This is a genomic window from Bacillus sp. z26 (genome assembly GCF_058313635.1).
On the sequence record NZ_JBZFQM010000001.1, the window covers coordinates 272152 to 294992 of the forward strand.

Consider the following 22841-nt stretch of genomic DNA (forward strand, 5'->3'; position numbering starts at 1 on the left):
CTTTTCATTTTGAATACTTATTTAAGGCAGCCATTTTGGCCGTAATCTTAATTTGTTCCTCCATTAAACTCTTTAACTGCATAAAGCTAGGGAAAAAGTGCGGCCTTGTCATAATGAATGGTAAACGCTCTTCCACATTCACAGGTTTACCCTTTAATTCCTTCAAACATTCTGGGAACTCGCGTAAATTAACAGGCACCTGATTTGACCAATACATTAAAGATATATACAGCACAATCCCTTTTAACATATACGGTTTAATTTCATTTTTTTCTCTATTAGAAAACATCACTTCTAAGCGCTGAACGACTTCCGCCCATTCCTTCGTTATTTGTTCTCTGACATTCAAAAAATCTTCCCAGGGTCTGTAGCATTCTGCATTTTTATAATAAAAATATTCATATGGGAAACCAAAATTAAAGACAAGATGATTCCACTTTGTCAAATCAAGTTCATCAAGTTGATCAAATTCAAAGTTAAAAAGTTCATGAGTCAGTTCTGGAATATTCATTTGCTTTTTCCCGCTGCTTTCATTCTTTTTTTTCCTTCACGGCATAATAAGAGCATTGGACATTGCTCACATTTTGGTGATTGAGCTTTGCAATGGTACCGACCAAAGAATATCATCCGATGGTGTGTAAGGGACCATTCCTCTTCAGGTATTCTTCTCATTAACGTTTTTTCAACCTCTATAACAGAATCCTTCCACCGGCATATGCCAAGCCTTTTACTCACTCTCTCCACATGGGTATCCACGGCAATCGCAGGTGTACCATACGCGACTGAAACAACTACATTAGCTGTCTTTCTTCCTACCCCTGGCAGCTCAATTAATAAATCTCTATTATCAGGAACAACCCCATTGTATTTCTCCAAAATAATTTGAGATAGTTTCTGGATATTTTTTGCTTTGTTTCTATATAATCCGATTGAACGAATATCATTCTCCAATTCACTAAGTGGTACAGAAAGGAAATCCTCTGGTTTTTTATATTTTTGAAAAAGATTTTTTGTTACTTTATTAACCAATACATCCGTACATTGCGCTGATAAAACAACTGCCACTACTAATTCAAATGGATTGGAGTGATTTAATTCGCAATGGGCATCAGGAAACATTTTTCCCATTTCATCAAGACAATATCGAATTTGTGTATTTGTAAGCATCTATCTATCCCCTCCCTTTTTACACCTTTTTTAACGAATAAAAAGACCGGATAAATGGTACTATCCAGGTCTATCAATTACTGTTTATTCGAGCCAATTATATAAGGGTAACTCTTTGGCTACCGGTACGGTTTTAGCAGGACTTTTCTTCGTAAAGCTTCTGAACCGCTCACTGTGTACTTTTGCTTGTTCCAAATTCTTGATGCCGTTCTTCTTCCAATCAAACAAAATTCGATCAATATATCTAAAGCTAAGCTTCCCTGAGATGACCGCTTCTTTAAGAGCAGCTTTGACTAAATCAGTTGAATGTTGATCCTCATCTAACCACATTGCCAATGTTTCACCTTCAAAGGGCGATAATGGGCGACCAAATTCTTTTTCAAAGATGGTATATAAAGATTCACTCTTGATGACTTTCTCTTCAAAATCAGTTTGCTTAGCATCTTTTAAATAATGATAGGCTAATTTTTCAAATAATGGCTTTATTGAATAGCTTTCAAAACCTGGTTTTTCTTCCTCTGTAATATCTAAGAACCCATGCTGAACCAGTTTTCTGAGGGTGTTGGAACATTCCATTTCTGTCAGATTCATGACAGATGAGATTTCAGCAGGTGTTGGAAAATAATTTCCGTTCATCGAAAAGTTTTGAACATGCAGTAAAAGCATCATTTCTTGCTCAGTGATTCCCATCTCTTTGTAATTGGTTAACAAATAAGAAGGTATGACAACATTCGCCTGCTTAATCCAATTCGACAGATTTTTTATAGTCATAATTCGACACCTCACATTTTAGTATACCATGTATGCTGATTTTGAAGTACGGAAAAGTAAAACCTGACAATAAAATAAATTGCCAGGTTTCAATTGACTATTAAGGATACAGACGGTTTAACAAACGAGGGAATGGAATAGTTTCACGAACATGTTCCACGCCGCTTATCCAGGCAACTGTTCTTTCGAGTCCAAGCCCAAAGCCAGAATGAGGAACAGAACCATATTGTCTTAATTCATAATACCATTGGTAAGCATCCATACTTAAATTATGTTCATCAAGTCGGGCTTTCAACAGATCCATATCATGAACACGTTCAGATCCTCCAATGATTTCTCCATAGCCTTCAGGAGCAATTAAGTCCGCGCATAACACAACATCATCACGATCAGGAGCAGGTTGCATATAGAACGGCTTAATTGCTGTAGGATAATGCGTGATGAATACAGGCTTATCAAAGCTTTCTGCAATCGCTGTTTCATGAGGAGCACCGAAATCATCTCCCCACTCAATATCATCAAAGCCTTTTTCATGTAAGAATTTAATCGCATCATCATACGTAATTCTAGGGAATGGTGCTTTAATCTTCTCTAATTTAGAAGTATCTCTACCTAAAGTTTTCAGTTCAATTACGCAGTTTTCCAGTACAGCTTGTACAATATAAGAGACATATTGCTCTTGAACTTCAAGATTCTCATTGAATTCAACAAATGCCATCTCAGGCTCAATCATCCAGAATTCAATTAAATGACGTCTGGTTTTGGATTTCTCTGCGCGGAATGTAGGACCGAAGGAGAATACTTTGCCCAGAGCCATCGCTGCCGCTTCCATGTATAATTGACCACTTTGTGAAAGGTATGCATCTTCATCAAAGTATTTTGTTGCAAACAATTCTGAAGTTCCTTCCGGAGCACTTCCTGTAAGAATCGGCGGATCTACTTTTACAAAGCCCTCTTTATTAAAGAATTCATAGGTAGCACGAATAATTTCATTCCGGATTTTCATCACGGCATGCTGGCGTTTTGAACGAAGCCATAAATGTCTGTGATCCATTAGGAACTCCGTACCATGCTGTTTTGGTGTAATCGGATAATCAACCGATTCTGCAATGACTTCAAGTCCTGTTACAAGGAGTTCGTAACCAAATGGTGAACGCTCATCTTCCTGAACAACACCTGTTACCCACACGGAAGTTTCCTGTGTAATCTTTTTAGCCATATTAAATAGTTCTTCATCTACCTCTGCTTTTACCACTACACCCTGAATAAAGCCAGTTCCATCACGCAATTGCAAGAAAGCAATTTTACCGGAAGAACGTTTGTTGGCAATCCAGGCACCTATTTTAACTTCTTCATTCACATATTTATACACTTCATTAATTGTACACTTCACATTTTTTCCCTCCAAAGCTTAAACAAAACCAGGTTATGTACCCCTATTCATTATACAAGTACAAAAATAGACAAGCAAATACAAAATTTCACCTGTAAATGAAATCAATAATTCCTGTGTTTTATCTTTTATCCATCATTCTCTGCTTATTTAAAATTTATCAATATTTTCGTTTTACATCGCTCTGTTTAGACTCGTAATTCTATTTTATCTTTACTTGGAATGTCAAACCAATTTAATTATATAGCATTTTTCAATTTTATACATCTATTCCAATTATTCATAAAAACACCCCTTAAAGGCAGATTAGGCATCTTCCTTAAGGGGCCGTTACATCACTGGTTACCAATCAATCTCTATTTATTCAGCTTTAGTGGCTGCTTTATTTATAACATACTCTTTCATACGTTTAACAGCTTCAATAAGCGCTTCTAAAGATGTTGCATAGGATAGACGAATATTATCAGGTGCGCCAAAACCAGAGCCAGGAACAACCGCTACAAGAGCATTTTCCAATAAATCTTTTACAAACTCATCAACATTCTGGAAACCACACATTTCTGCTGTTTTTGAAACATTTGGGAATAGGTAGAATGCGCCCTGAGGTTTGAGACAAGTTAAACCTGGTATCTCCAGCAATTGCCCGTAAATGGCATCCAGTCTTTGCTCAAATGCGCTTCGCATGACTTCAACTTGATCCTGAGGCCCTGTGTATGCTTCTATGGCTGCAAATTGAGCTGTTGTTGTCGGGTTGGATGTACTATGGCTGGCCAGGTTCGTCATCGCTTTAATAAGCGCTTGATCACCAGCCGCATATCCAATTCTCCACCCTGTCATGGAATGAGATTTAGAAACCCCGTTAATCACGATAGTTTGTCGTTTAAGCTCCTCTGAAAGCTCGGCTATGGATACATGCTGATGGTTGTGATACACCAATTTTTCGTAAATTTCATCCGAAACTATTACTATATCATGTTTTAAACATACTTCACCAATCGCTTTTAATTCTTCGGCCGTATAGATCATCCCGGTTGGATTGCTTGGTGAATTGATAATAAGTGCTCTCGTTTTTTCAGTAATGGCCTTTTCAATTTGTAAAGGTGTCACTTTAAATTGATTCTCTTCCTTACCCTCAATGTAAACAGGCACCCCATCTGCCAATTTAACCTGTTCCGGATAACTTACCCAGTATGGAGTTGGGATGAGCACTTCGTCTTCTTCATCCAAAATTGCTTGAAAAAGAGTATACAAGGCATGTTTAGCACCGGAAGCAACAAAAATTTGGTCAGTAGTGTATGTTAACCCCTGATCCTTTAAAAGTTTATCAGCTATCACTTGTCGTAATGATTGCAAGCCGGCTGATGGAGTATATTTTGTTTGTCCATCCTGCATTGACTTTTGTGCCGCTTCGAGTATGTTGGCAGGAGTATTAAAGTCCGGCTCTCCGGCTCCCAGACCAATAATATCGAGCCCCTCTGCTTTAAGCTCTTTTGCTTTTGCTGTTATTGCAAGTGTTGTTGATGGTGTTAATGCTGATACTCTGCTTGCTAATTTCATCTTCGTTCCATCTCCATCCTACAAATTATCATAATTGCGTATTAAATCCCCTGTTTTAAAATTCAGGTAGTAATAACCATAGAGTCCTTTATCATTTTTATAGGTGACTTCCCATAAGGCTTGATTATGTTCCATTCCCAATTGGACGGATACAATTTCACTTACTTTCTTTTTCTCTTTCACTATTGCTACGGCTTCATTTTTACTGATGCCTTCTGAAAGAATTATAACCTGGCTTTTTTTCTTTTTATCATCCGGCACCCAAACGCCAATCTTTTTACCATCTGCTGTTTTGCCAGTTATGACACTCCACGTCTCATTTCCATTATATAAATAAAAATCATCCACTTCTGTCATTTTGGCTGTTTCCCTGGCAATTTCTTCAGCATTCTTTTTAGCAGCATTTTTCGGACTGTCACCGGCATAAATAGCCTGTATAAACAATGCACTGCCAATCAGGATAATAGCCACTAAGCTCCAAATTATTTTTTTCATTTCTGCATCCTTTCAAGTTATGTACGATATATTGAAAAAACGGCTGTTTGGTGGTCTTCTTTATCCAATGCTAAACCAAACATTAAATCCTCTTTTTTCAGCGTTCTATTCAGAGAATCAACGATTTTATATAAATCATTTGTGTAACTCAATTTTACACTTGATAGCAGTTCTACTTTACTTTCCACATTAAAACCTCCCGATATGTAACCTTCTATTTATTCGAATATCGTTCAATTATATCAAAATAAAATAACCGGAGTCTTATTTTAGTCAGAAAGCGAACTCTTCACCTCATACACACTACTTATTCTTGTATATTACCTTAATATAATTTAAACCATGATTAAACTGTTCCTTCTCCCGCCTAATCAATCTATTATCAAGTAAGGTCCAAATACCGCTATTATCATAATCAGGAAAAGCGTTTAACTGGCTTCTTAGATTGATGATTAACTCTGATAATAGGGCCTCATCTGCCTCATTCCTGTTCATTTGGACTGGCGCCTCAACCATTATGATTCTGGAACGTCCATCATAGGCATACCGAACCTCGTCCCAGCCTGAGTATGTCATAAATAAAATGGAATGGTTAACAGCCAGATGATTTCTCAGCATTTTAATAGAAGAGCCGGAAGATAGTCCCTGTGCCTGCAATTGTATGTGTTTAAGATCAGCCAATTCCTTTATATCATTATATATTTTTTTCATCGATTCTTGTGAATGAAATAAAAGAATCAAATGATTTTGTTGCTTTCGTATCAAATCTTTAACAGAATCAACCGATTTTTCTTTTGGTGTAGCCATTATCGTTAAATAATGTTGTTTTACAGGCGGAATCACTTTTTTAAAAATACTGTTTTCCGAAACACCTAATTTACGTGAAATGTGTTGAAAAGATTCTCCCACTGTCAGGACATCTGAAATAAATAAAGTATTGTTCTGCTGTAGGAGGTTGCACTGAATCCATTCTGATACCGATAAGGGCTTTGCATAAAATTGCAATGAATTTTTATGTCCTTTTACATTCCAGCTCATCCACACCTCGTCATTTGATTCTTGATTTTCAAAAAATCTTTTTATATTAGAGAGGATTTCATACATTTCCCCAGTTAATTTAGCTAATTCATCGATAATGTTGAGCTGGCTTCGCTTCAATTTCTCGATTGGTATTTGGTTTAACTCTGCAAGGATTTGCTGGAATTGTCCAAATAAATCACTCAGCGACGCAGACAATTCACCAGCTTCTTCTCTTAAATTATGCACGATATGTATGTGGTCGAGACTGGTAAAATCGAGTTTGCACTGAGCTCTTGGTCCATCCATATCCGTGTTGTTTTCTATTCCATAGATAAAAAGGGATTGAAAAAAACGTTCAATATTCAACCCGACCTCTTCTAAAATAACTACAACTTGTCTATCATCAAAATGATCAGTCATTTTTTCTTTTAAAAGCCTTATAACTGCACGCAATAGCTGCCGATTATCCAAAGTACCAATTTTATTTATGAGATTTCTCAGCTCTACGTAACTCATCTCTTTTGTTAATGCTCTTTGAACAGATGATGGAAAATAATTAGCTTCTTCGATTATAAAATATTGATTGCTGCTTAATAAATCACCTGTCTGTATATCTGAAACAAGGCTATTATGAGTAGTGAGAATAATCTTTGATTGCTTTGCATTCGTCATTTGTCTAGTATAAAAATCCCGTTCTGTCCAGGGTTTAAGCAAGCGTGGGTGCAGAGTGGCATGGTGGGATACTTCCTTCCAAAACTCTTTTCCCCCGGATGATAAATTCAGTTCTTCCACACAGCCTGTATTTGTCATCGTGAGCCAGACTAATAATTGCATTTTTGTGATAGTACTCTCATAATTTTGTTGCTTTTCTCGCAATGATTGCTCAAATTTCGGCAAACTTAAATACTGCTCTTTTGAATGTAAAATACTCATTTGATTATGGATTGGATTTAATGACTGTACCCTATGCGCAGAATCCATTAATTGTTTTATCGTGAATCTTGAATGAGCAGCGATTGTTACTTGAACTTTATTTTCACAGGCAAACGCAAATATGGCATTCATATGATCGGCAAAGTTTTTCGTACCATCTTCTACTAAACTGATGTTATGACTTTTAAGGGTATTTTTAAGGATAGTCTGGATACCTTGCTCATCTAGAGAATAATGGCTCTCCTCATTCTGTGGATGTAAGGGATTCGAATTTGATTTCTGTTTTGTGATTGCGATTCCACGATAAATATCTAAATCTGGCCTCCAAGGCTCACTTATCGTTGAATACTCTTCTATAATCTCAGCCAGTAATTCTTTCAGCTCACTCTTTAATAAAAAGGATAATCTATATAGTGATTTTATAGTTGGTTTCGGCAATCTCTTCAATTGACTGTAAAACTCTAAAAATAGAAGGGCTGTTACATATGCATCACTGTCAGCCTGATGTGGACGATCATGAAGAAAACCATAGGCCTTACCTAACTCCTCCAGTCTAAAACTCGACATTTCAGGATTGACGATTTTCGCTAATTCTACTGTATCAATTGTATCTCCCAGGAACCCTTCATATCCTACCCGTTTCAATTCAGCCTGTAGAAATGTCAAATCAAATAAAACATTATGAGCAACAAAGACAGCCTCATCCAACACACCAATAATGTAAGGTGCCAACTCTTTAAAGGTAGGAGCATTCTCCACATCTTCTTCAGAGATACCTGTTAATTCCTGTATGAATAAAGGTATGGATCTCCCTGGATTTATATAAGAGGAGTATTGGTTTACTATTTTTCCTTGTTCTATGACAATAGCAGCAATTTGAATAATTCGATCACCATTTTTAGGATTATTACCTGTTGTCTCCAAATCAATCACTACATATTTACTTTTCATCTTTACACACCTGCTTACTTCTTCTCTAACTTGCCTTTTTTTACAGCCGATTATCGTTAATTCATAGTAAATGGTACTGTATCTGTTATTTTTAATCATACTATTTATCTGATGGTTAGACCACTGATGGAAAGTACATGGATTATTTCTTTTAGCGTAACCCATTACCTACTGTTATATCAAAATCAATCTTATTTATCAAAGAAGATTGATACGTATTGAATAAAAATAAAAAACAAACTCTGATTCCTATAACAAAAATGGAATCAGAGTTTGTTGAAAATCAACTACATTTAAATGATGGTTGCTTCAGATTCGACTCCAAGCATTTCAACAATCTTATTCGTTTCATCTAAAAAGGCAACTTTTGGCTGGTGACTTCTCACATGGGCCTCTCCTATTAATCCGTAGGAAATAATAATCACTTTATCCCCTTCCTGAACTAAACGAGCAGCGGCTCCATTCAGGCAAATCACACCACTCCCTCGTTTTCCAGGAATGATATAGGTTTCAAAACGGGCTCCGTTGTTATTATTTACAATCTGTACTTTTTCATTTGGAAGCATATCTACTGCATCCAATAAGTCTTCATCAATCGTAATACTGCCAATATAATTTAAATTAGCCTCTGTAACTGTTGCTCTGTGAAGTTTTGCCTTCATCATGTTGCGAAACATGATTTCACCCCCTAGTATGATTAAAGATTTATGATAATGTTGTCAATTAAACGGACGGACGTGTATTGAACAGCTACTGCAAAGATTATTTTTTGATCATGCGCTGTAATCTCGCTTAACTCAGGGTAGGACAAACCTTCAAAATAATCGACTTTTCCACTGATGTAGCTTTGTAAATAGTGTTTCCCCTCTTCAAGAGCAGCCAGTGGACTTGCACCATTTTGCAATTCTTCTCTTATTTTACAAAGACTTTGATAAATAAATGGAGCTTCTTCTCTTTCTTGTTCAGTTAGATTAATATTTCTGGAGCTGAGAGCAAGACCATCTTCTTCACGCTTAATCTCTACACCTACCAGTTCAATCGGAAAATTAAAGTCATGAATAAGCCCTTCTACTACAGCAACCTGTTGCGCGTCTTTTAACCCAAAATAAGCATGGTTCGGTTGGACGATCGTGAATAATTTTGTTAAAACGGTTGCCACTCCATCAAAGTGCCCCGGTCTAGATTTACCGCACAAGACATCGGTGCGTTCATGGACGTTTACTGTCACCGTTTGCTTATCCCCATACATTTCTTGTACAGTCGGGTAAAATAGATAATCCACGCCGGCTTTTCGTGCCAGCTCTTCATCCCTCTCCATATCACGTGGATATTTATCAAAATCTTCACCAGGTCCAAATTGCAATGGATTTACAAAAATACTGATAACTACTACATCATTATTCTCTCTGGCCTTTTTTATTAGAGATACATGGCCATCATGTAAATAACCCATTGTTGGAACGAACCCAATCGAATGTTTCTGTTCCCTCTCTAAATTTAGTACTTCACGCAATTCTTTTATCCGGCTGAAAATTTTCATTTTTCCCCTCCATACAGCGAGGCAAGTTCTTCTTCTTTCATCGTAAATGAATGGTCACGATCAGGAAAAACTCCGGACTTTACTTCTTTTATATGCTCGGATAAAGCATGGCCAATCACATCATTTAAATCTGCATATGATTTAACAAATTTCGCCACTCTGCCAACGCCATATAACAGAACATCATGATAAACAAGAACCTGGCCATCTGTTCCGTTACCTGCGCCAATCCCAATAGTAGGAATCGTTAATTGATTAGATATATTTTCAGCGACCTGATAAGGCACACATTCGAGCACAACAGCTATGGCTCCGGCTTCTTCGCATTTTCGTGCATCATCCAGTAACTTATTCGCCGACACACCCGTTTTCCCCTGGACTTTGTATCCTCCAAGTATGCCAACTGATTGCGGAGTTAAGCCTAAATGCGCCACTACCGGTATACCTGCTTCTGTCATCGCTTTCATTTTAGTAATAACATTACCGGCTCCCTCCATTTTGACCGCATCCGCTCCTGCAATCTGCAACAGACTGGCAGCATTCTTTAAAGCTTCATCAATCGTTGTGTGATACGTTAAAAATGGCAGATCCGTTACGATAAATGTGTTAGGGGCACCTCTTTTTACAGCTTTCGTATGATGAATCATATCTTCCATGGTGACGGGAACCGTAGAATCATATCCCAACACAACCATCCCAAGGGAGTCACCTACGAGAATCATATCGACCCCAGCTTGCTCTGCCAATTTGGCAGATGGATAATCATACGCAGTCAGCATTGAAATTTTTTCTTGCTTCACTTTTAGTTTCAAAAAATCTGCAGCAAATTTCATCCTTTTTCTTTCCTCCTTTTCCCTTCCGAGGAGAGAAAAACCTATTTTCCCAAATAAAAAATCCTTCCTATTTCAGAAGGATGAATGGCATAATAGCTTTTATCCCTCTGTCCCGGTCCTTACATGGATACAGGCAGAATTATAAATCTATTTAAATGACTTTAATGCAAAGGTGCAGGTCGTTTCCGCTCCCGCCCTTCTATGAATTATAACATTCAGTCATTTTTATTTGCCATATATTAACTTATTATTGAACGCTTTCTCTTCAGATTAGCTAACTTCACAATTATGACTATTCCAATTTTGAAATTTACTGATGCACGGTTATATCTCCGGAGTATACCAAATGGCTTTTCTGGTCATCATCCTCTACTTTTAAAACACCATCCTGATTGATTCCTGTTGCAATGCCGGTCAAGGTCCCACGCGGATTATGAACGGTTACTTTTCTTCCAATTGTAATAGAATGCTCTTCCCAAATTTGTTTAATTGGTTCGAAACCTTTTTCTAGAAAAATCATATATAAATCTTCCAAAATCACAAATAAATCCTGTAAAAATTCAGATTGATCTATTCTTTGATTTTTCTCGATTTTTACCGAGGTGGCGATCTCTTTTAACTCATTAGGAAATGATTCATAGGTCTGATTGATGTTAATACCAATTCCGATAATCACATGATGAATTTGATCAGATTCTGCATGAAGCTCGGTCAATATGCCCGCAATCTTCCTGCCCTGAATCAATACATCATTGGGCCATTTAATACCAGCTTCGACTCCAATTTTTTTTAACGCTTGAACAACAGCTACAGCCGTTAACAAGGTAAGATGAGGAGCATGGTGAGGAGGAATATCAGGTTTCAAAATCAAACTCAGCCAAATACCTCCATTAGAAGGAGAATGCCACTTTCTTTTTAATCTTCCCGTGCCTTCGGTTTGTTCGTTACTTATCACAACCGTGCCATCTGCAACGCCACTATCTGCAAGTTCTCTGGCAATGGTTTGAGTGGATGTGACGGTCTTGTATGAATAGATGGATTGCCCTACAAATTCAGTCTGGAGGCCCATTAAGATATCAGTAGCTGTTAACGAATCCAATTTATTCAGTAATCGGTATCCCTTTTTCTTAACCGCCTCGATTTTATAGCCATCCTGGCGCAGTTGATCGATATGCTTCCAAATGGCTACTCGTGAACAACCCACTAAATCTGCCAGAACCTGGCCCGATATATACTCATCTCCAGCCTTCGCAAATGCTTTGGCAATTTCATTCTTTATAATCTGTTCCTTTGAATGAGCCATTGTTTAATTAACTCCTTTTTATTCAGAACCTTATGATCCAGGATTCCATTAATCACTTCAATCATGAGCTCCTTAATCCATGGTCCTCCCGCTTTGTCAGCCCAACTCATGAGATCATTGCCCGTGACCTCTAAAACAGAATCTTTATGGATCGGCATATGATTATGTATAGTTGTAATGGCTTCGAAATTAGGCGGGACATTATGGAATATAGACCAAACACGTTCTACACTCCGTGTATTTTCAAGGCCAAGCTGATAAATCGCGTAGGATGTGAATGGGGCGATTTCTCTTTTCTTTGTTTCACTAATAAGCAGTCCTATTTTTTTCAGCTGACTGGATGATAGTTTCCACTGTTTATACATGGATTGATCCTGATTACTAAAAAGCGCAATTAGGGCCAGGCATTCTTCAAATGATTCACATCGTTGAAAGGGGAGCGTAAGAAACTGCTCCATTTGATCAGCAAATCGGCCTAATTCCGGAAAATACATCATCAACCCTTCAGCAGCAGCTATTTCCAAGCCTTTATGTGAATACTGACCACGTATTAGTTTTTGGAATTCGGCTGTTTTCCGTTCCTGTGCGATATGGAAAAGTAAATGAGCATTCTTCCGTAATGCCAACCTTGTATCCTCATGTAAGGTAAAACCTAACTGGCTGACAAATCGAACTGCCCGAAGGATTCTTAGCGCATCCTCGCTGAATCGTTCATCAGCTTGACCAACTGTTTGGATCATTTTTGTACGTATGGCTTCTTCCCCATTAAACGGATCATACAATTTACCGTCTTGGTCCATCGCAATGGCATTCATGGTAAAATCTCTTCTTTTTAAATCTTCATATAAAGAGGTTACAAAAGTTACTGAATCAGGCCGTCTATGGTCTTTATAGGCAGCTTCCGTTCTAAATGTTGTTACCTCAAATGACTCCCCTTTATAAAGCACCAAAACGGTTCCATGATCAATACCAACGTCCACTGTATAGGTAAAGATCTCCTTTACTTGTTCCGGGGTCGCAGAGGTCGCGATATCCACATCATCAATCGCTTTGCCCATTAATGTGTCTCTAACCGCGCCTCCAACGAAATAGGCTTCATAGCCTCCTGAGGCCAACTCTTCCAGGACAGGGAGCGCCCTTCTAAATTCATCATTCATTCCTCTTTCTCCCCATTTTCCAATAATGAATAGTACAAATCTTCATATTGATTTACGATATATTCCGTTTGAAAATGATCCTTTATCATATGAACTGCCTGTTGGCCCATTTGTTCTCTCATTGAATCATTTTCAAGTAATTCTAATAACCGATTGGAAGCTGCCTTTATATCTCCCAATTCAATGATATGTCCGTTCATCCCATCTTGAATCACTTCAGGAATTCCGCCAACCATTGTTCCAAGACACGGTACGCCATAAATCATTGCCTCAAGAAGAACCAGTCCAAAGCTTTCTTTTTCTGACATAAGCACACAAACATCACTGATGGCATAAAGCTCCTGTAAATTTTCCTGTTTTCCTAACAAAATGATTTTTTTCTGCAGTCCCATTTTTTTAACTTTTTTACTGATAAACGACATCTCAGGCCCATCACCAACCAGTAAAAGTTTACATGGAATTTTGTCTGCTACAGCGGCAAATGTATCAATGATATCTGGCACACGTTTTACCTTCCGGAAATTTGATACATGAATAACGACCTTTTCATTCCCACTAATTCCAAGTTCCGCTTTCAAATTATCCATATTATCAGCATCCGGTTCAGGCGCTGGATAATCAATAAAATTATAGATCGTTTGGATTTCTTTATCTGGTTGAATTAACTCATAGGTTTCTTGAACTAGCGCATGAGAGACTGCTGTAACAGCATCTGATTTTTCAATAGCAAACTTAATCATGTCCTGCAGGGAAGCATCATACCCCAGAATAGTGATATCCGTTCCATGGAGAGTCGTAACTACTTTTAAGCCCTGAGCTGTCATTTGTTTGGCCAAAATTCCACAGACCGCATGTGGCATGGCATAATGGGCATGGATGATGTCCAGCCCCTCCATTTTGACAACCTCTGCAATCTTACTGGCTAAGGACAGTGTATAAGGAGGGTATTGAAAAACGGCATACTGATTAACTTCAACCTGGTGAAAGTAAATATTTGAGTATCGTTTTTTTAAGCGGAACGGTACACTGGATGTAATAAAATGAATCTCATGACCTCTCTCCGCAAGCTTGATACCTAATTCTGTCGCAACAATTCCTGACCCGCCTACCGTCGGATAACAAACAATTCCAATCTTTAACTGTTTCATATCTTTCCACCTAACAAATCTTGATCTAGTAAGAGTGTATGTTTCGTCTTAAAGCCTTCTGCAAATAACACGCCTACCTCTCTTCCATATGCCCGTTCTCTGCCTTCAATTGCTTCGAGGTAGCCTTCTGTCAAAGGCGTTATTACCCCATCATCAGACTTAATAAATTGTGAAGAATAACATTTTAAACTGGATAACTTACATTGAAAATAGCTACTGATATCCACACAAAAATCTGGTGGATGGAAGCTATTAATCATGTAATAAAAGACGTGTTTTGGTTTATGCGCCTCAAGCTTACATTCATCCTCATATTTCCGAATACCGGCGGAGAAGACAGCCTCTTCTACCAGAGATGCGCAATGTCCATGATCCGGATGGCGATCGGGAACGGCAGGGATAAAGATAATTTCAGGCTTGTACATTCTTATGGTTGAAACAATTCTTGAGATGTTTTCAGGCGTGGGATATAATTGCCGATCCCCCATCTTCAAATTGATTCGTTCCTTTACTCCTAAGATAGCAGCTGCTTGATTCGCCTCTTTCATTCTATTTGCAGGGATACCATTTGACGAGAGTTCAGCTTCCGTCAAATCACAAATCACAACAGTATGACCTAATTCTGTATATTTAGCGATTGTGCCGCCCATTCCGATTTCAACATCATCGGAATGAGCGCCAAAACATAGTATATCTGTTTTCATTCTGAATAAATTACTCCTTTTCCCTAACGATATTTCTCCATTTAAGGTCACCGCGTTCTAACCCGTGAATTAATATTTCAGCCGTACCCATATTAGTTGCCAAGGGGATTGAATACACATCTGCCAATCGCATCAATGCGGAAACATCAGGTTCATGTGGCTGCGCTGTCAATGGATCTCTGAAAAAGATAATTATATCAATATCATTCTGTGCAACCATCGCCCCAATTTGTTGGTCTCCCCCCAATGGTCCTGATTGATAACGATGCACAGACAGACCTGTCTCATCCTGTATTCGTTTCCCTGTAGTACCGGTCGCAAAAAGTTGATGTTCTGCCAGTGTGTTCTTATAGGCAATCGCAAATCGAATCATGTCGTCTTTCTTCTTATCATGTGCAATCAAAGCAATCTTCATAGATCAACCGCTCCCTTAATCGATAATATTTTCAAGACCATACACTAATTCATCAATGTTCATAACCGTATCCACCGACAATTTAACTCCGCTCATAAAAGAGTTTCGATCATACGAATCATGTCGAAGCGTAAATGTCTGGCCTTCTCCACCAAACATAACCTGTTGATGGGCAACAAGTCCTGGTAATCGTACACTATGTATTCTCATTCCGTCATAATCGGCACCGCGTGCTCCTTCTAACGTTTCTTTTTCGTTCAGATGTCCCTGTTTTTTTACTTGTCTTTCTTCAGCTATTAATTGCGCTGTCTTAATGGCTGTTCCTGACGGAGCATCAAGCTTTTGATCATGATGCAATTCAATTATTTCTACATCCGGAAAATATTTTGCTGCCTGTTTGGCAAATTTCATCATTAAAACAGCACCAACGGCAAAATTCGGCGCTATAATACAGCCAATTCCATATTCTTTCGATATTCTTTTGATTTCAGCCAAATCGGCATCTGAAAAACCAGTCGTACCTACTACAGGGCGTATACGATGCTTTAGGGCAGACAATGTATGAACTCTTCCTGCCTCAGGCGTTGTTAAATCGATGAGCACATCAGCCTTTGTTTCAGAAAAACACAATTCGTGATCGGTGTAAATCGGCACATCTATGTCGCTGTATCCATCAATCTGGCTTAACATCATTCCTTCATTCTTATGATCCAAAACGGCCACCAAATGGAAATGATCTGTATTCAACACTAAATTAACTGCCGCTCTTCCCATTTTCCCTCGTGGCCCTGCAATAATAACATTTATCATTAGTTACTCTTCCTTTCTTGTCCAGCGGTTTTTATCTCTTGAATTGAATTTTTCCATAACCATGTCATGTGCCTCTTGAAGATCAATATTGAGGGAATTAGCCATACAAATGAGCACAAATAATACATCTCCCATTTCCTCTTCAATGGCTTTTTCTTTTTCTGACGCTTTTTTTGGTTTTTCGCCATAATAATGATTAATCTCTCTTGCCAGTTCTCCCAGTTCTTCTGTAAGTCTCGCTGTCATGGCAAGTGGACTGAAATATCCTTCTTTAAATTGCCCTATGTACTGATCTACTTCCTTTTGTAAATCAGCCATTGATTTCTTCATTTCCATAAAAGAATCACCTTCTTATCTTCATGTTAGCGTATTTCTTAGGTTTCGAACAATAATATGATAGAATGCAAAAGGATGTCATTCATTAATTTTACACAATTGTACACCCTAATAATAATTGAGTTAGCAAGGAAGTGGTATTATTAACATGATTTTTAACTTAAAGCTCAAAAATATCCTATTAATATTGATAGGAGCTGCGATTATGTCTTTCGGTCTTGTTCATTTTAATATGCAAAATGGACTGGGTGAAGGCGGATTTACCGGTATTACGCTTTTAATTTATAACTTAACAGGCTTGAGCCCATCGATATCCAATATCGTATTAAATTTACCGCTCTTTTTTATAGGCTATAAACTGTTAGGCAAAAAAACTTTTTTATACACTGTTATCGGTACGATTGCGGTATCTGTATTTATCGCGATTTTTGAAAAATTTCAAATCGATATTCCTTTAAAAGATGACCTTATGCTCGCCGCCTTATTTGCTGGTGTGTGTATCGGTGCCGGTTTGGGTATTATCTTCCGTTATGGAGGAACGACTGGCGGAGTCGATATCATCGCACGGCTCATGTTTAAATATAAGGGCTGGAGCATGGGGAAAACCATGTTTATGTTTGACTTCTGTGTTATTGTGTTATCGCTCGTAGCATACCTGGAATATAAACAAGCCATGTACACGCTGGTCCTGGTCTATATTGGCAGCCGAGTGATTGACTTTATCCAAGAGGGCGCTTATGCAGCCCGCGGTGTTATGATCATAAGCAATTCCAATTCTGAAATTGCGGAAAAAATCAATCAGCAAATGGAACGCGGTGTAACATTGCTCAAAGGTGTCGGTTCGTATACAAAGCAGGAACGCGATGTGATTTATTGCGTTGTTGGCAGTAACGAAATTGTACGTCTAAAGGGTATTATCACATCCATTGATCCACATGCGTTTGTTTCTGTATCTATTGTCCATGATGTCCTTGGAGAAGGATTTACGTTAGATGAAAATAAGAATCCACTTGATCATTAAAGGACATAGAGAAACCCCCTTCAAATACGAAGGGGGTTCCTTTTATTAATCTTCACTATTCATACCCGTTAGCATAAATACAAATCGTAACAATTCAAGTACAGCAACCGCTGCAGCTGCTACATAGGTTAACGCTGCTGCATCTAAAACTTTTTTCGTTTCTTTTTCTTCATCAGCATCAATTACACCCAATGCCACGACTTGTTTCATCGCACGGTTCGAAGCGTTGAATTCAACTGGCAGTGTGACAAATTGGAATAACACGGCTGCTCCCATAAACAAAATTCCAAGCCAAGCCAAATTATAAATCCCGAGCAACATACCGGCTATAATTAAAATCCAGGAAAAGTTTGAGCCAATATTGGCAACCGGTACTAACTTATGACGGATTCTCATAAAGGTATAGCCTTCTTTATCCTGAATGGCATGCCCGACTTCGTGTGCGGCAACAGCCGTACCAGCCAAAGAATGTCCATGATAGTTACTTGAAGATAATCTTACCACTTTACTTGTTGGATCATAATGGTCACTTAAAACCCCATGTGTTTCTTCTATACGTACATTGTACAGTCCATTTTCATCCAATATCTTACGGGCAACTTCGGCACCAGTATACCCATTCGATGCATGGACTTGAGAATATTTTTTGTAAGCCCTTTGTACTTTCATTTGTGCATAAATCGGGATGATTAATAGCAATATAAAATAAATTAGAAAGCTCATTTATATCCTCCATTTCATTTCTGTTATCATAATTGTAATAATGTCCTTACCATTCTGTCAATGGATAGATAATATTCTAAAATTTATCAAAAATTCTGTTTCTTCTCCTTGGTATGAAACTCATCATCTGTAGCATTATATTTTTTCCATCCGACATAAGATAAAGTCATAATAATAATGCTTCCTGTCGAGATGATTACCCACCACAAAGAAGGATCTGCATCATCTTTTTCTGCCTCCTCGAACATAACACGTAACTGCTCCTCCAGAGAAATCAAGTCGCTTTGCGATTGATCTGAAAAAACTTGCGGACGATATTGATCAATGAATTTTATATGAGAATCTACTTGCTGAAAGCGCTCAGGTGTAACATCTATTTTTAACGATGGATATAAAATATGGTAGATGGATAATAAATGATTTAATTTTTCCTGAAATTCAACAGAGTCCTGCTTTTGGATAGATACCTTCGTATCACTTGCAGCCGAGATAATACTATCCTTTAAACTTGTCCATAACGGTGCTCCTTCACTGTTGACTGCATCGAGCGCTAAGCGAAATTTTGTTATTTCATCAATAACCTCTTCATTCGTTTTTTCTTTATCTTGCAAGGTTTGTAACGCTTCCTCATAAGCAATTGTGATAATATTGATCTCATCCATCGAATAGTTTGCCCCATCAACTGCCAAATCATAAAATTTATCTGAAAATGCCTGTAATAATTGCTCCGATTCCTCACGCCTATCCACTTTTGCAAATTGAAGGGATTGATCAGCAAGTGTCTCTAATGATTCACTTTTATATGATCCATTAGCATAAGTTGTGATCAAGCCTGATGAAATAATAATTAATATAGAAAAAAATAAAGATTTAATCTTCATAAAAATACCCCTCCTCATACTACTTAATCGTATGTAGGAGGGGACAAGGCTAGAACTAATTATTGCCTGGATTGGAAGGAGAATACCTCCCTGCCTTTACGTAGAGTAAACCAGTATCCCACACCAATTGAAAGGACACTCAGCCAAAAGGTAAAATAGGCTATTTGAGGGATATAATGATGAAGAACACTGTAGATCGGCATCATCCCGTATACATAATCAATGATTTCATTATGTAAAGCTACAATGCCCGCCACAATTAAATGCCACGGTTTAACTCGATAAAAAGGAGCATAGAGTATTCCTTCAATCGCCATGGCTGCATGGGACAGGATTAGCATAATCGCCATGATGGATATAGATCCCTCCACAAAAAAGGTCAGAATATTCATCACAACTGCCCAAATTCCATACTTGAATAAAGATACAATTGCCAAGGCCTCAAATAAACCATAGTTACGCCCTATAAGCCATCCAATTATAGCAAGACAAAAAAACAAACTTGCTGTTGGGCTGTCAGGAACAAATGGAATAAAGGCAATAGGTGTAATTTCAAGCTGCCCTTCATACCAATAATATCCGTATATGGTCCCAAACATATTAACAATCAATAAAATCCATAAAAAAGTCCGATTTCCTAATAAAACATACAGCCAGCTTTTCATTATTTCCTCCATCTAAATTCTTGTACATATTAGTCACTCAAATAACCTGGTTTACGTCAAAACAGGATTTCCCCCTGATTTTTACTGCCATTATGACAAAGGTAAAATCATATCTGCAGGATTAACTTGCGCTCATTCCACTCTTTATAATACAAACAACTGCACCTCATTTGTCAACTTGGGTACAAGCTCAGGGAGAGGGATTTGAATGACTTATTTAAAAAGATAAAAAAGAGTACTCAACTGAGTACCCCCTTTATTTAAAAACATTATTCCCCTTTTGAATCCCCGTCTCCATTTGCTCCCTTAATAAATTCTGCCAGTGTTTTTAATTCTTTTTCAGATCCTTTAAAAACTGGAGGCATTTTTTTATTTTCGGAACCATTTACAGCGATATGACCAATTTCATCAACCTCTAGTTTTGTACCAAGTAATTTAGGTCCATTACCACCCTGCAAGGAGTCGCCATGACAACTTACACAGCCTTGACCTTGATATAATTTATATCCTTCTGATTCTTTATCGATTGCTACATCTTCTACAATTTGTCCTTGCAGTTTCGCAGCTGCCCAGTCATGTTGAGAAACAGTTTCCCATGTCAGGTAAAATACAGCTGCAATTGCAAGCAACATAAAACTTACAGAAAAAATCCGTTTGGTTGGTTTGCGTTCCGGTCCGCGATCCAGAAACGGTGCAAGCATTAATGCTCCAAAGGCCAACCCTGGAATAACCAGAGCCCCGATTAAATTATAAGGCCCGGAAGCATATGAATATTTAAGCAATTGATATAAAAACATAAAGTACCAGTCAGGTAAAGGTGCATATCCCGTATCTGTTGGGTCAGCAATCCTCTCGAGCGGTGATGGATGGGCTACTGTAAGACATAAAAAGCCGACTAAAAATACAGCACCTACCATCCATTCTTTCAGTAAGAAATTGGGCCAAAAGGCTTCCGTTTTTCCTGGGTACTCTGAATAATCTTTTGGAATATTCGGTTTTCTATCCGCACTAATCCTTGAATCCCCTACAAATCTCATTCCTTTACCACGATGCATAAGGATATCCCCTCCTTCGTAACATTTCCATTTTCAACTGAATCTTATAGCGGTCCAGAAATTCCCTGTTTGCGTATCATTAAGAAGTGAGCTGCAATTAGTCCAATAAGCGCCGCCGGAAGGAAGAATACATGAATCGCAAAGAAACGCGTTAAGGTTTGCGCTCCAACAATAGTAGGATCACCCGCAAGTAACGTTTTTAGATACGGACCGATAAATGGTACCGAATCGATAATCGTTAAGGTTACTTTTGTGGCAAATAACGCTTTCATATCCCAAGGAAGCAGATATCCAGTTAATCCTAATGCCAGCATGATAAAGAATATTAAAACTCCGACAATCCAGTTTAATTCACGAGGCTTTTTATAGGCACCCTGGAAGAAAACACGAAGAGTATGTAAAAACATCATAACAATGACGACACTTGCTCCCCAGTGATGCATTCCCCGAACTATTTGACCAAAAGCAACTTCATTTTGTAAATAATAAACAGATTCCCATGCATTTTTAATATCCGGCACATAATACATGGTTAAAAACATTCCGGATAAAATTTGAATGACTACAATGAAAAACGTTAATCCCCCAAAACAATAAACAAATGCCGAAAAATGATGGGCAGGGTTTACATGCTCAGGGACTTCATGATCAGCGATGTCGCGCCATAAGGGCGTGATATCTAATCGCTCATCAATCCAATCGTACATTTTATTAAGCATTGATTATGCCTCCCTACACTTCATTTTCTTTTGCACTGCCTAGGTATAATACCCCATCTTTTTCCTGCTTGTCGTAAACATCGAGCGGTTTGATTGGAGGTGTTTTCGGAATATTTTTCCCACTCTTTTCGTATCGACCCCCGTGACATGGGCAATAAAACTCATTTTTATGATCCTCTGACCCTTCCCAGTTCACCGTACATCCCAGATGTTTACACTCCGGAGAAAGGGCAATTATCTTGCCGTTCTCATCCTTGTAAACCCATGCTGTTCTTGTCTCTTCAGCTTCGTACCATCCATCTTTAACCTCAGTTTTATAATCGACACGAGTTGGTTTTTCAGTAATCTCGGATATTTTTAATCCAGTATTAATGAACTCCCCAGATGCATTTGCTTTTAAAGCTGGATCGACTGCAAAACGCAGCATAGGCATAAGCATTGCCGCACCCATGAATCCCCCAACGCCGGTAAGCGTATAATTCAGGAATTGGCGTCTTGACACTTTTTGGCTGCTCATAAAATTTCTCCCCCCCTTATATCGAAAAAGTCATACAAAATAGAAGATTGCACAAACTTCCATAAAACTAGGACATTACAATAATATCCTAATATTTTTAATAGGTCAATAAACTCCCATTTAAGGAAATAGATGTTTTATTTTTCTTTTTTATACCATTTTATAATATTAACATACTTTAAACTTATTTAACCCAGAATTCGGCCAGTTTGCCTGCAAGCTGTTTTGTTTGTTCGCTTATGACTGATTTAATAGCTTCGAGAGGCATTTTTTCTATAGGAATAGCTGGAATCCATACAACATTTCCACCCTCATCCAGGCTCGTCCATTTACTATCTGTCGTGAGAAACTGTATATATTTAAATCCCTCACCTTTATAGTATTCCACCCAGGCTGACAAGAGATTTATTTTATCCTCTGCTGTACTGTTTTTAATATAGGAGAGAGGCTGGGATAAGAATAAGCGGCCTTTTAATTCTTTTTCTAGTTCGTATGTCAGCAACGTCATAAATTCATAGGAAGAGACTGTTTGACTAAATGAATCACCAAAGGCTACCGGATTTAAAGGAATGACGACAGTATCTATATATTCTCTGGAATCGATAAACTTTTCTACATCAATTGACTGATATTTCATAATTTTCCTCCTTAACTTCTTTTCCATTGTAAAACAAAATAAGTAAAATATATACAAATAAGCTTGTGATTCAGACAAAATCTATAGTAC

General features: G+C 38.0%; 26 protein-coding genes. 1 reads left to right on the forward strand and 25 read right to left on the reverse strand.

Annotation, left to right across the window (positions count from 1 at the left end):
• Window positions 1-4: 4 nt before the first annotated feature.
• The 18 genes from AC4G3K_RS01230 to AC4G3K_RS01315 form a co-directional block, all read right to left on the reverse strand.
• The gene (locus AC4G3K_RS01230; protein ID WP_491132187.1) at window positions 5-511 is read right to left on the reverse strand and encodes a YpoC family protein; all 507 of its coding nucleotides are present in this window, start codon (window positions 509-511) and stop codon (window positions 5-7) included.
• Window positions 508-1167 (reverse strand): endonuclease III, encoded by a 660-nt coding sequence (gene nth / locus AC4G3K_RS01235; RefSeq protein WP_491075469.1) that lies wholly within the window; start codon window positions 1165-1167, stop codon window positions 508-510. The genes AC4G3K_RS01230 and nth overlap by 4 nt, the downstream gene beginning before the upstream one ends.
• An 84-nt stretch (window positions 1168-1251) precedes the next feature.
• Window positions 1252-1938: a DnaD domain protein gene (locus tag AC4G3K_RS01240; RefSeq protein ID WP_491075470.1), complete on the reverse strand. Its 687-nt coding sequence runs from the start codon at window positions 1936-1938 to the stop codon at window positions 1252-1254.
• 100 nt (window positions 1939-2038) lie between these two features.
• Complete coding sequence (gene asnS / locus AC4G3K_RS01245) at window positions 2039-3331, reverse strand: asparagine--tRNA ligase (protein WP_491075471.1); 1293 nt, start codon at window positions 3329-3331, stop codon at window positions 2039-2041.
• A 360-nt stretch (window positions 3332-3691) separates the two neighbouring features.
• Entirely contained in the window at window positions 3692-4888 is a 1197-nt protein-coding gene (locus tag AC4G3K_RS01250) for a pyridoxal phosphate-dependent aminotransferase (protein WP_491075472.1), read from the reverse strand.
• 18 nt (window positions 4889-4906) lie between these two features.
• Window positions 4907-5383 carry a cell wall elongation regulator TseB-like domain-containing protein gene (locus AC4G3K_RS01255; protein ID WP_491075473.1) on the reverse strand — a complete coding sequence of 159 codons (477 nt, stop codon included), beginning with the start codon at window positions 5381-5383 and terminating at the stop codon, window positions 4907-4909.
• Between the two features lie 17 nt (window positions 5384-5400).
• Window positions 5401-5571: a YpmA family protein gene (locus AC4G3K_RS01260; protein ID WP_491132188.1), complete on the reverse strand. Its 171-nt coding sequence runs from the start codon at window positions 5569-5571 to the stop codon at window positions 5401-5403.
• 115 nt (window positions 5572-5686) lie between these two features.
• A complete protein-coding gene (locus AC4G3K_RS01265) occupies window positions 5687-8287 on the reverse strand; it encodes an exonuclease domain-containing protein (protein WP_491132189.1) in 2601 nt (866 codons plus the stop codon).
• Between the two features lie 293 nt (window positions 8288-8580).
• The gene (gene panD / locus AC4G3K_RS01270; protein WP_491075476.1) at window positions 8581-8964 is read right to left on the reverse strand and encodes an aspartate 1-decarboxylase; all 384 of its coding nucleotides are present in this window, start codon (window positions 8962-8964) and stop codon (window positions 8581-8583) included.
• A 20-nt stretch (window positions 8965-8984) separates the two neighbouring features.
• Complete coding sequence (gene panC, locus AC4G3K_RS01275) at window positions 8985-9827, reverse strand: pantoate--beta-alanine ligase (RefSeq protein ID WP_491132191.1); 843 nt, start codon at window positions 9825-9827, stop codon at window positions 8985-8987.
• Window positions 9824-10660 carry a 3-methyl-2-oxobutanoate hydroxymethyltransferase gene (gene panB, locus AC4G3K_RS01280; protein WP_491132192.1) on the reverse strand — a complete coding sequence of 279 codons (837 nt, stop codon included), beginning with the start codon at window positions 10658-10660 and terminating at the stop codon, window positions 9824-9826. The genes panC and panB overlap by 4 nt, the downstream gene beginning before the upstream one ends.
• 310 nt (window positions 10661-10970) lie before the next feature.
• A complete protein-coding gene (locus AC4G3K_RS01285; protein WP_491132193.1) occupies window positions 10971-11963 on the reverse strand; it encodes a biotin--[acetyl-CoA-carboxylase] ligase in 993 nt (330 codons plus the stop codon).
• The gene (locus tag AC4G3K_RS01290; RefSeq protein ID WP_491132195.1) at window positions 11936-13120 is read right to left on the reverse strand and encodes a CCA tRNA nucleotidyltransferase; all 1185 of its coding nucleotides are present in this window, start codon (window positions 13118-13120) and stop codon (window positions 11936-11938) included. The genes AC4G3K_RS01285 and AC4G3K_RS01290 overlap by 28 nt, the downstream gene beginning before the upstream one ends.
• A complete protein-coding gene (bshA, locus tag AC4G3K_RS01295) occupies window positions 13117-14268 on the reverse strand; it encodes an N-acetyl-alpha-D-glucosaminyl L-malate synthase BshA (protein WP_491132196.1) in 1152 nt (383 codons plus the stop codon). Before bshA ends, AC4G3K_RS01290 begins: the two co-directional genes overlap by 4 nt.
• Window positions 14265-14972: a bacillithiol biosynthesis deacetylase BshB1 gene (gene bshB1 / locus AC4G3K_RS01300; protein WP_491132197.1), complete on the reverse strand. Its 708-nt coding sequence runs from the start codon at window positions 14970-14972 to the stop codon at window positions 14265-14267. Before bshB1 ends, bshA begins: the two co-directional genes overlap by 4 nt.
• 10 nt (window positions 14973-14982) lie before the next feature.
• The gene (mgsA, locus tag AC4G3K_RS01305; protein ID WP_491075483.1) at window positions 14983-15387 is read right to left on the reverse strand and encodes a methylglyoxal synthase; all 405 of its coding nucleotides are present in this window, start codon (window positions 15385-15387) and stop codon (window positions 14983-14985) included.
• Window positions 15388-15402: 15 nt separating this feature from the next.
• Window positions 15403-16197 (reverse strand): 4-hydroxy-tetrahydrodipicolinate reductase, encoded by a 795-nt coding sequence (dapB, locus tag AC4G3K_RS01310; RefSeq protein ID WP_491132198.1) that lies wholly within the window; start codon window positions 16195-16197, stop codon window positions 15403-15405.
• 3 nt (window positions 16198-16200) lie between these two features.
• Window positions 16201-16527: a nucleotide pyrophosphohydrolase gene (locus tag AC4G3K_RS01315; protein WP_491132646.1), complete on the reverse strand. Its 327-nt coding sequence runs from the start codon at window positions 16525-16527 to the stop codon at window positions 16201-16203.
• Window positions 16528-16681: 154 nt separating this feature from the next.
• Between AC4G3K_RS01315 and AC4G3K_RS01320 the strand changes: the two genes are divergently transcribed.
• Complete coding sequence (locus tag AC4G3K_RS01320) at window positions 16682-17554, forward strand: YitT family protein (protein ID WP_491132200.1); 873 nt, start codon at window positions 16682-16684, stop codon at window positions 17552-17554.
• Between the two features lie 45 nt (window positions 17555-17599).
• Here AC4G3K_RS01320 and AC4G3K_RS01325 read toward each other — a convergent pair whose 3' ends face one another.
• The 7 genes from AC4G3K_RS01325 to AC4G3K_RS01355 form a co-directional block, all read right to left on the reverse strand.
• The gene (locus AC4G3K_RS01325; RefSeq protein ID WP_491075486.1) at window positions 17600-18277 is read right to left on the reverse strand and encodes a zinc metallopeptidase; all 678 of its coding nucleotides are present in this window, start codon (window positions 18275-18277) and stop codon (window positions 17600-17602) included.
• Window positions 18278-18363: 86 nt separating this feature from the next.
• Window positions 18364-19158 carry a sporulation protein YpjB gene (locus AC4G3K_RS01330; RefSeq protein WP_491075487.1) on the reverse strand — a complete coding sequence of 265 codons (795 nt, stop codon included), beginning with the start codon at window positions 19156-19158 and terminating at the stop codon, window positions 18364-18366.
• Window positions 19159-19217: 59 nt separating this feature from the next.
• The gene (gene lhaT / locus AC4G3K_RS01335) at window positions 19218-19823 is read right to left on the reverse strand and encodes a lipoprotein heptaprenylglyceryl N-acetyltransferase LhaT (protein WP_491132202.1); all 606 of its coding nucleotides are present in this window, start codon (window positions 19821-19823) and stop codon (window positions 19218-19220) included.
• Window positions 19824-20092: 269 nt separating this feature from the next.
• Entirely contained in the window at window positions 20093-20878 is a 786-nt protein-coding gene (locus AC4G3K_RS01340; protein WP_491132203.1) for a c-type cytochrome, read from the reverse strand.
• A 44-nt stretch (window positions 20879-20922) separates the two neighbouring features.
• Window positions 20923-21597: a menaquinol-cytochrome c reductase cytochrome b subunit gene (gene qcrB, locus AC4G3K_RS01345; RefSeq protein ID WP_066107427.1), complete on the reverse strand. Its 675-nt coding sequence runs from the start codon at window positions 21595-21597 to the stop codon at window positions 20923-20925.
• Between the two features lie 13 nt (window positions 21598-21610).
• Window positions 21611-22114, reverse strand: coding sequence for a QcrA and Rieske domain-containing protein (locus AC4G3K_RS01350; protein ID WP_491075490.1), 504 nt, complete (start codon window positions 22112-22114; stop codon window positions 21611-21613).
• 184 nt (window positions 22115-22298) lie between these two features.
• Window positions 22299-22751, reverse strand: a complete 453-nt coding sequence (locus tag AC4G3K_RS01355; protein ID WP_491075491.1) for a DUF2487 family protein — start codon at window positions 22749-22751, stop codon at window positions 22299-22301.
• Window positions 22752-22841: the final 90 nt, after the last annotated feature.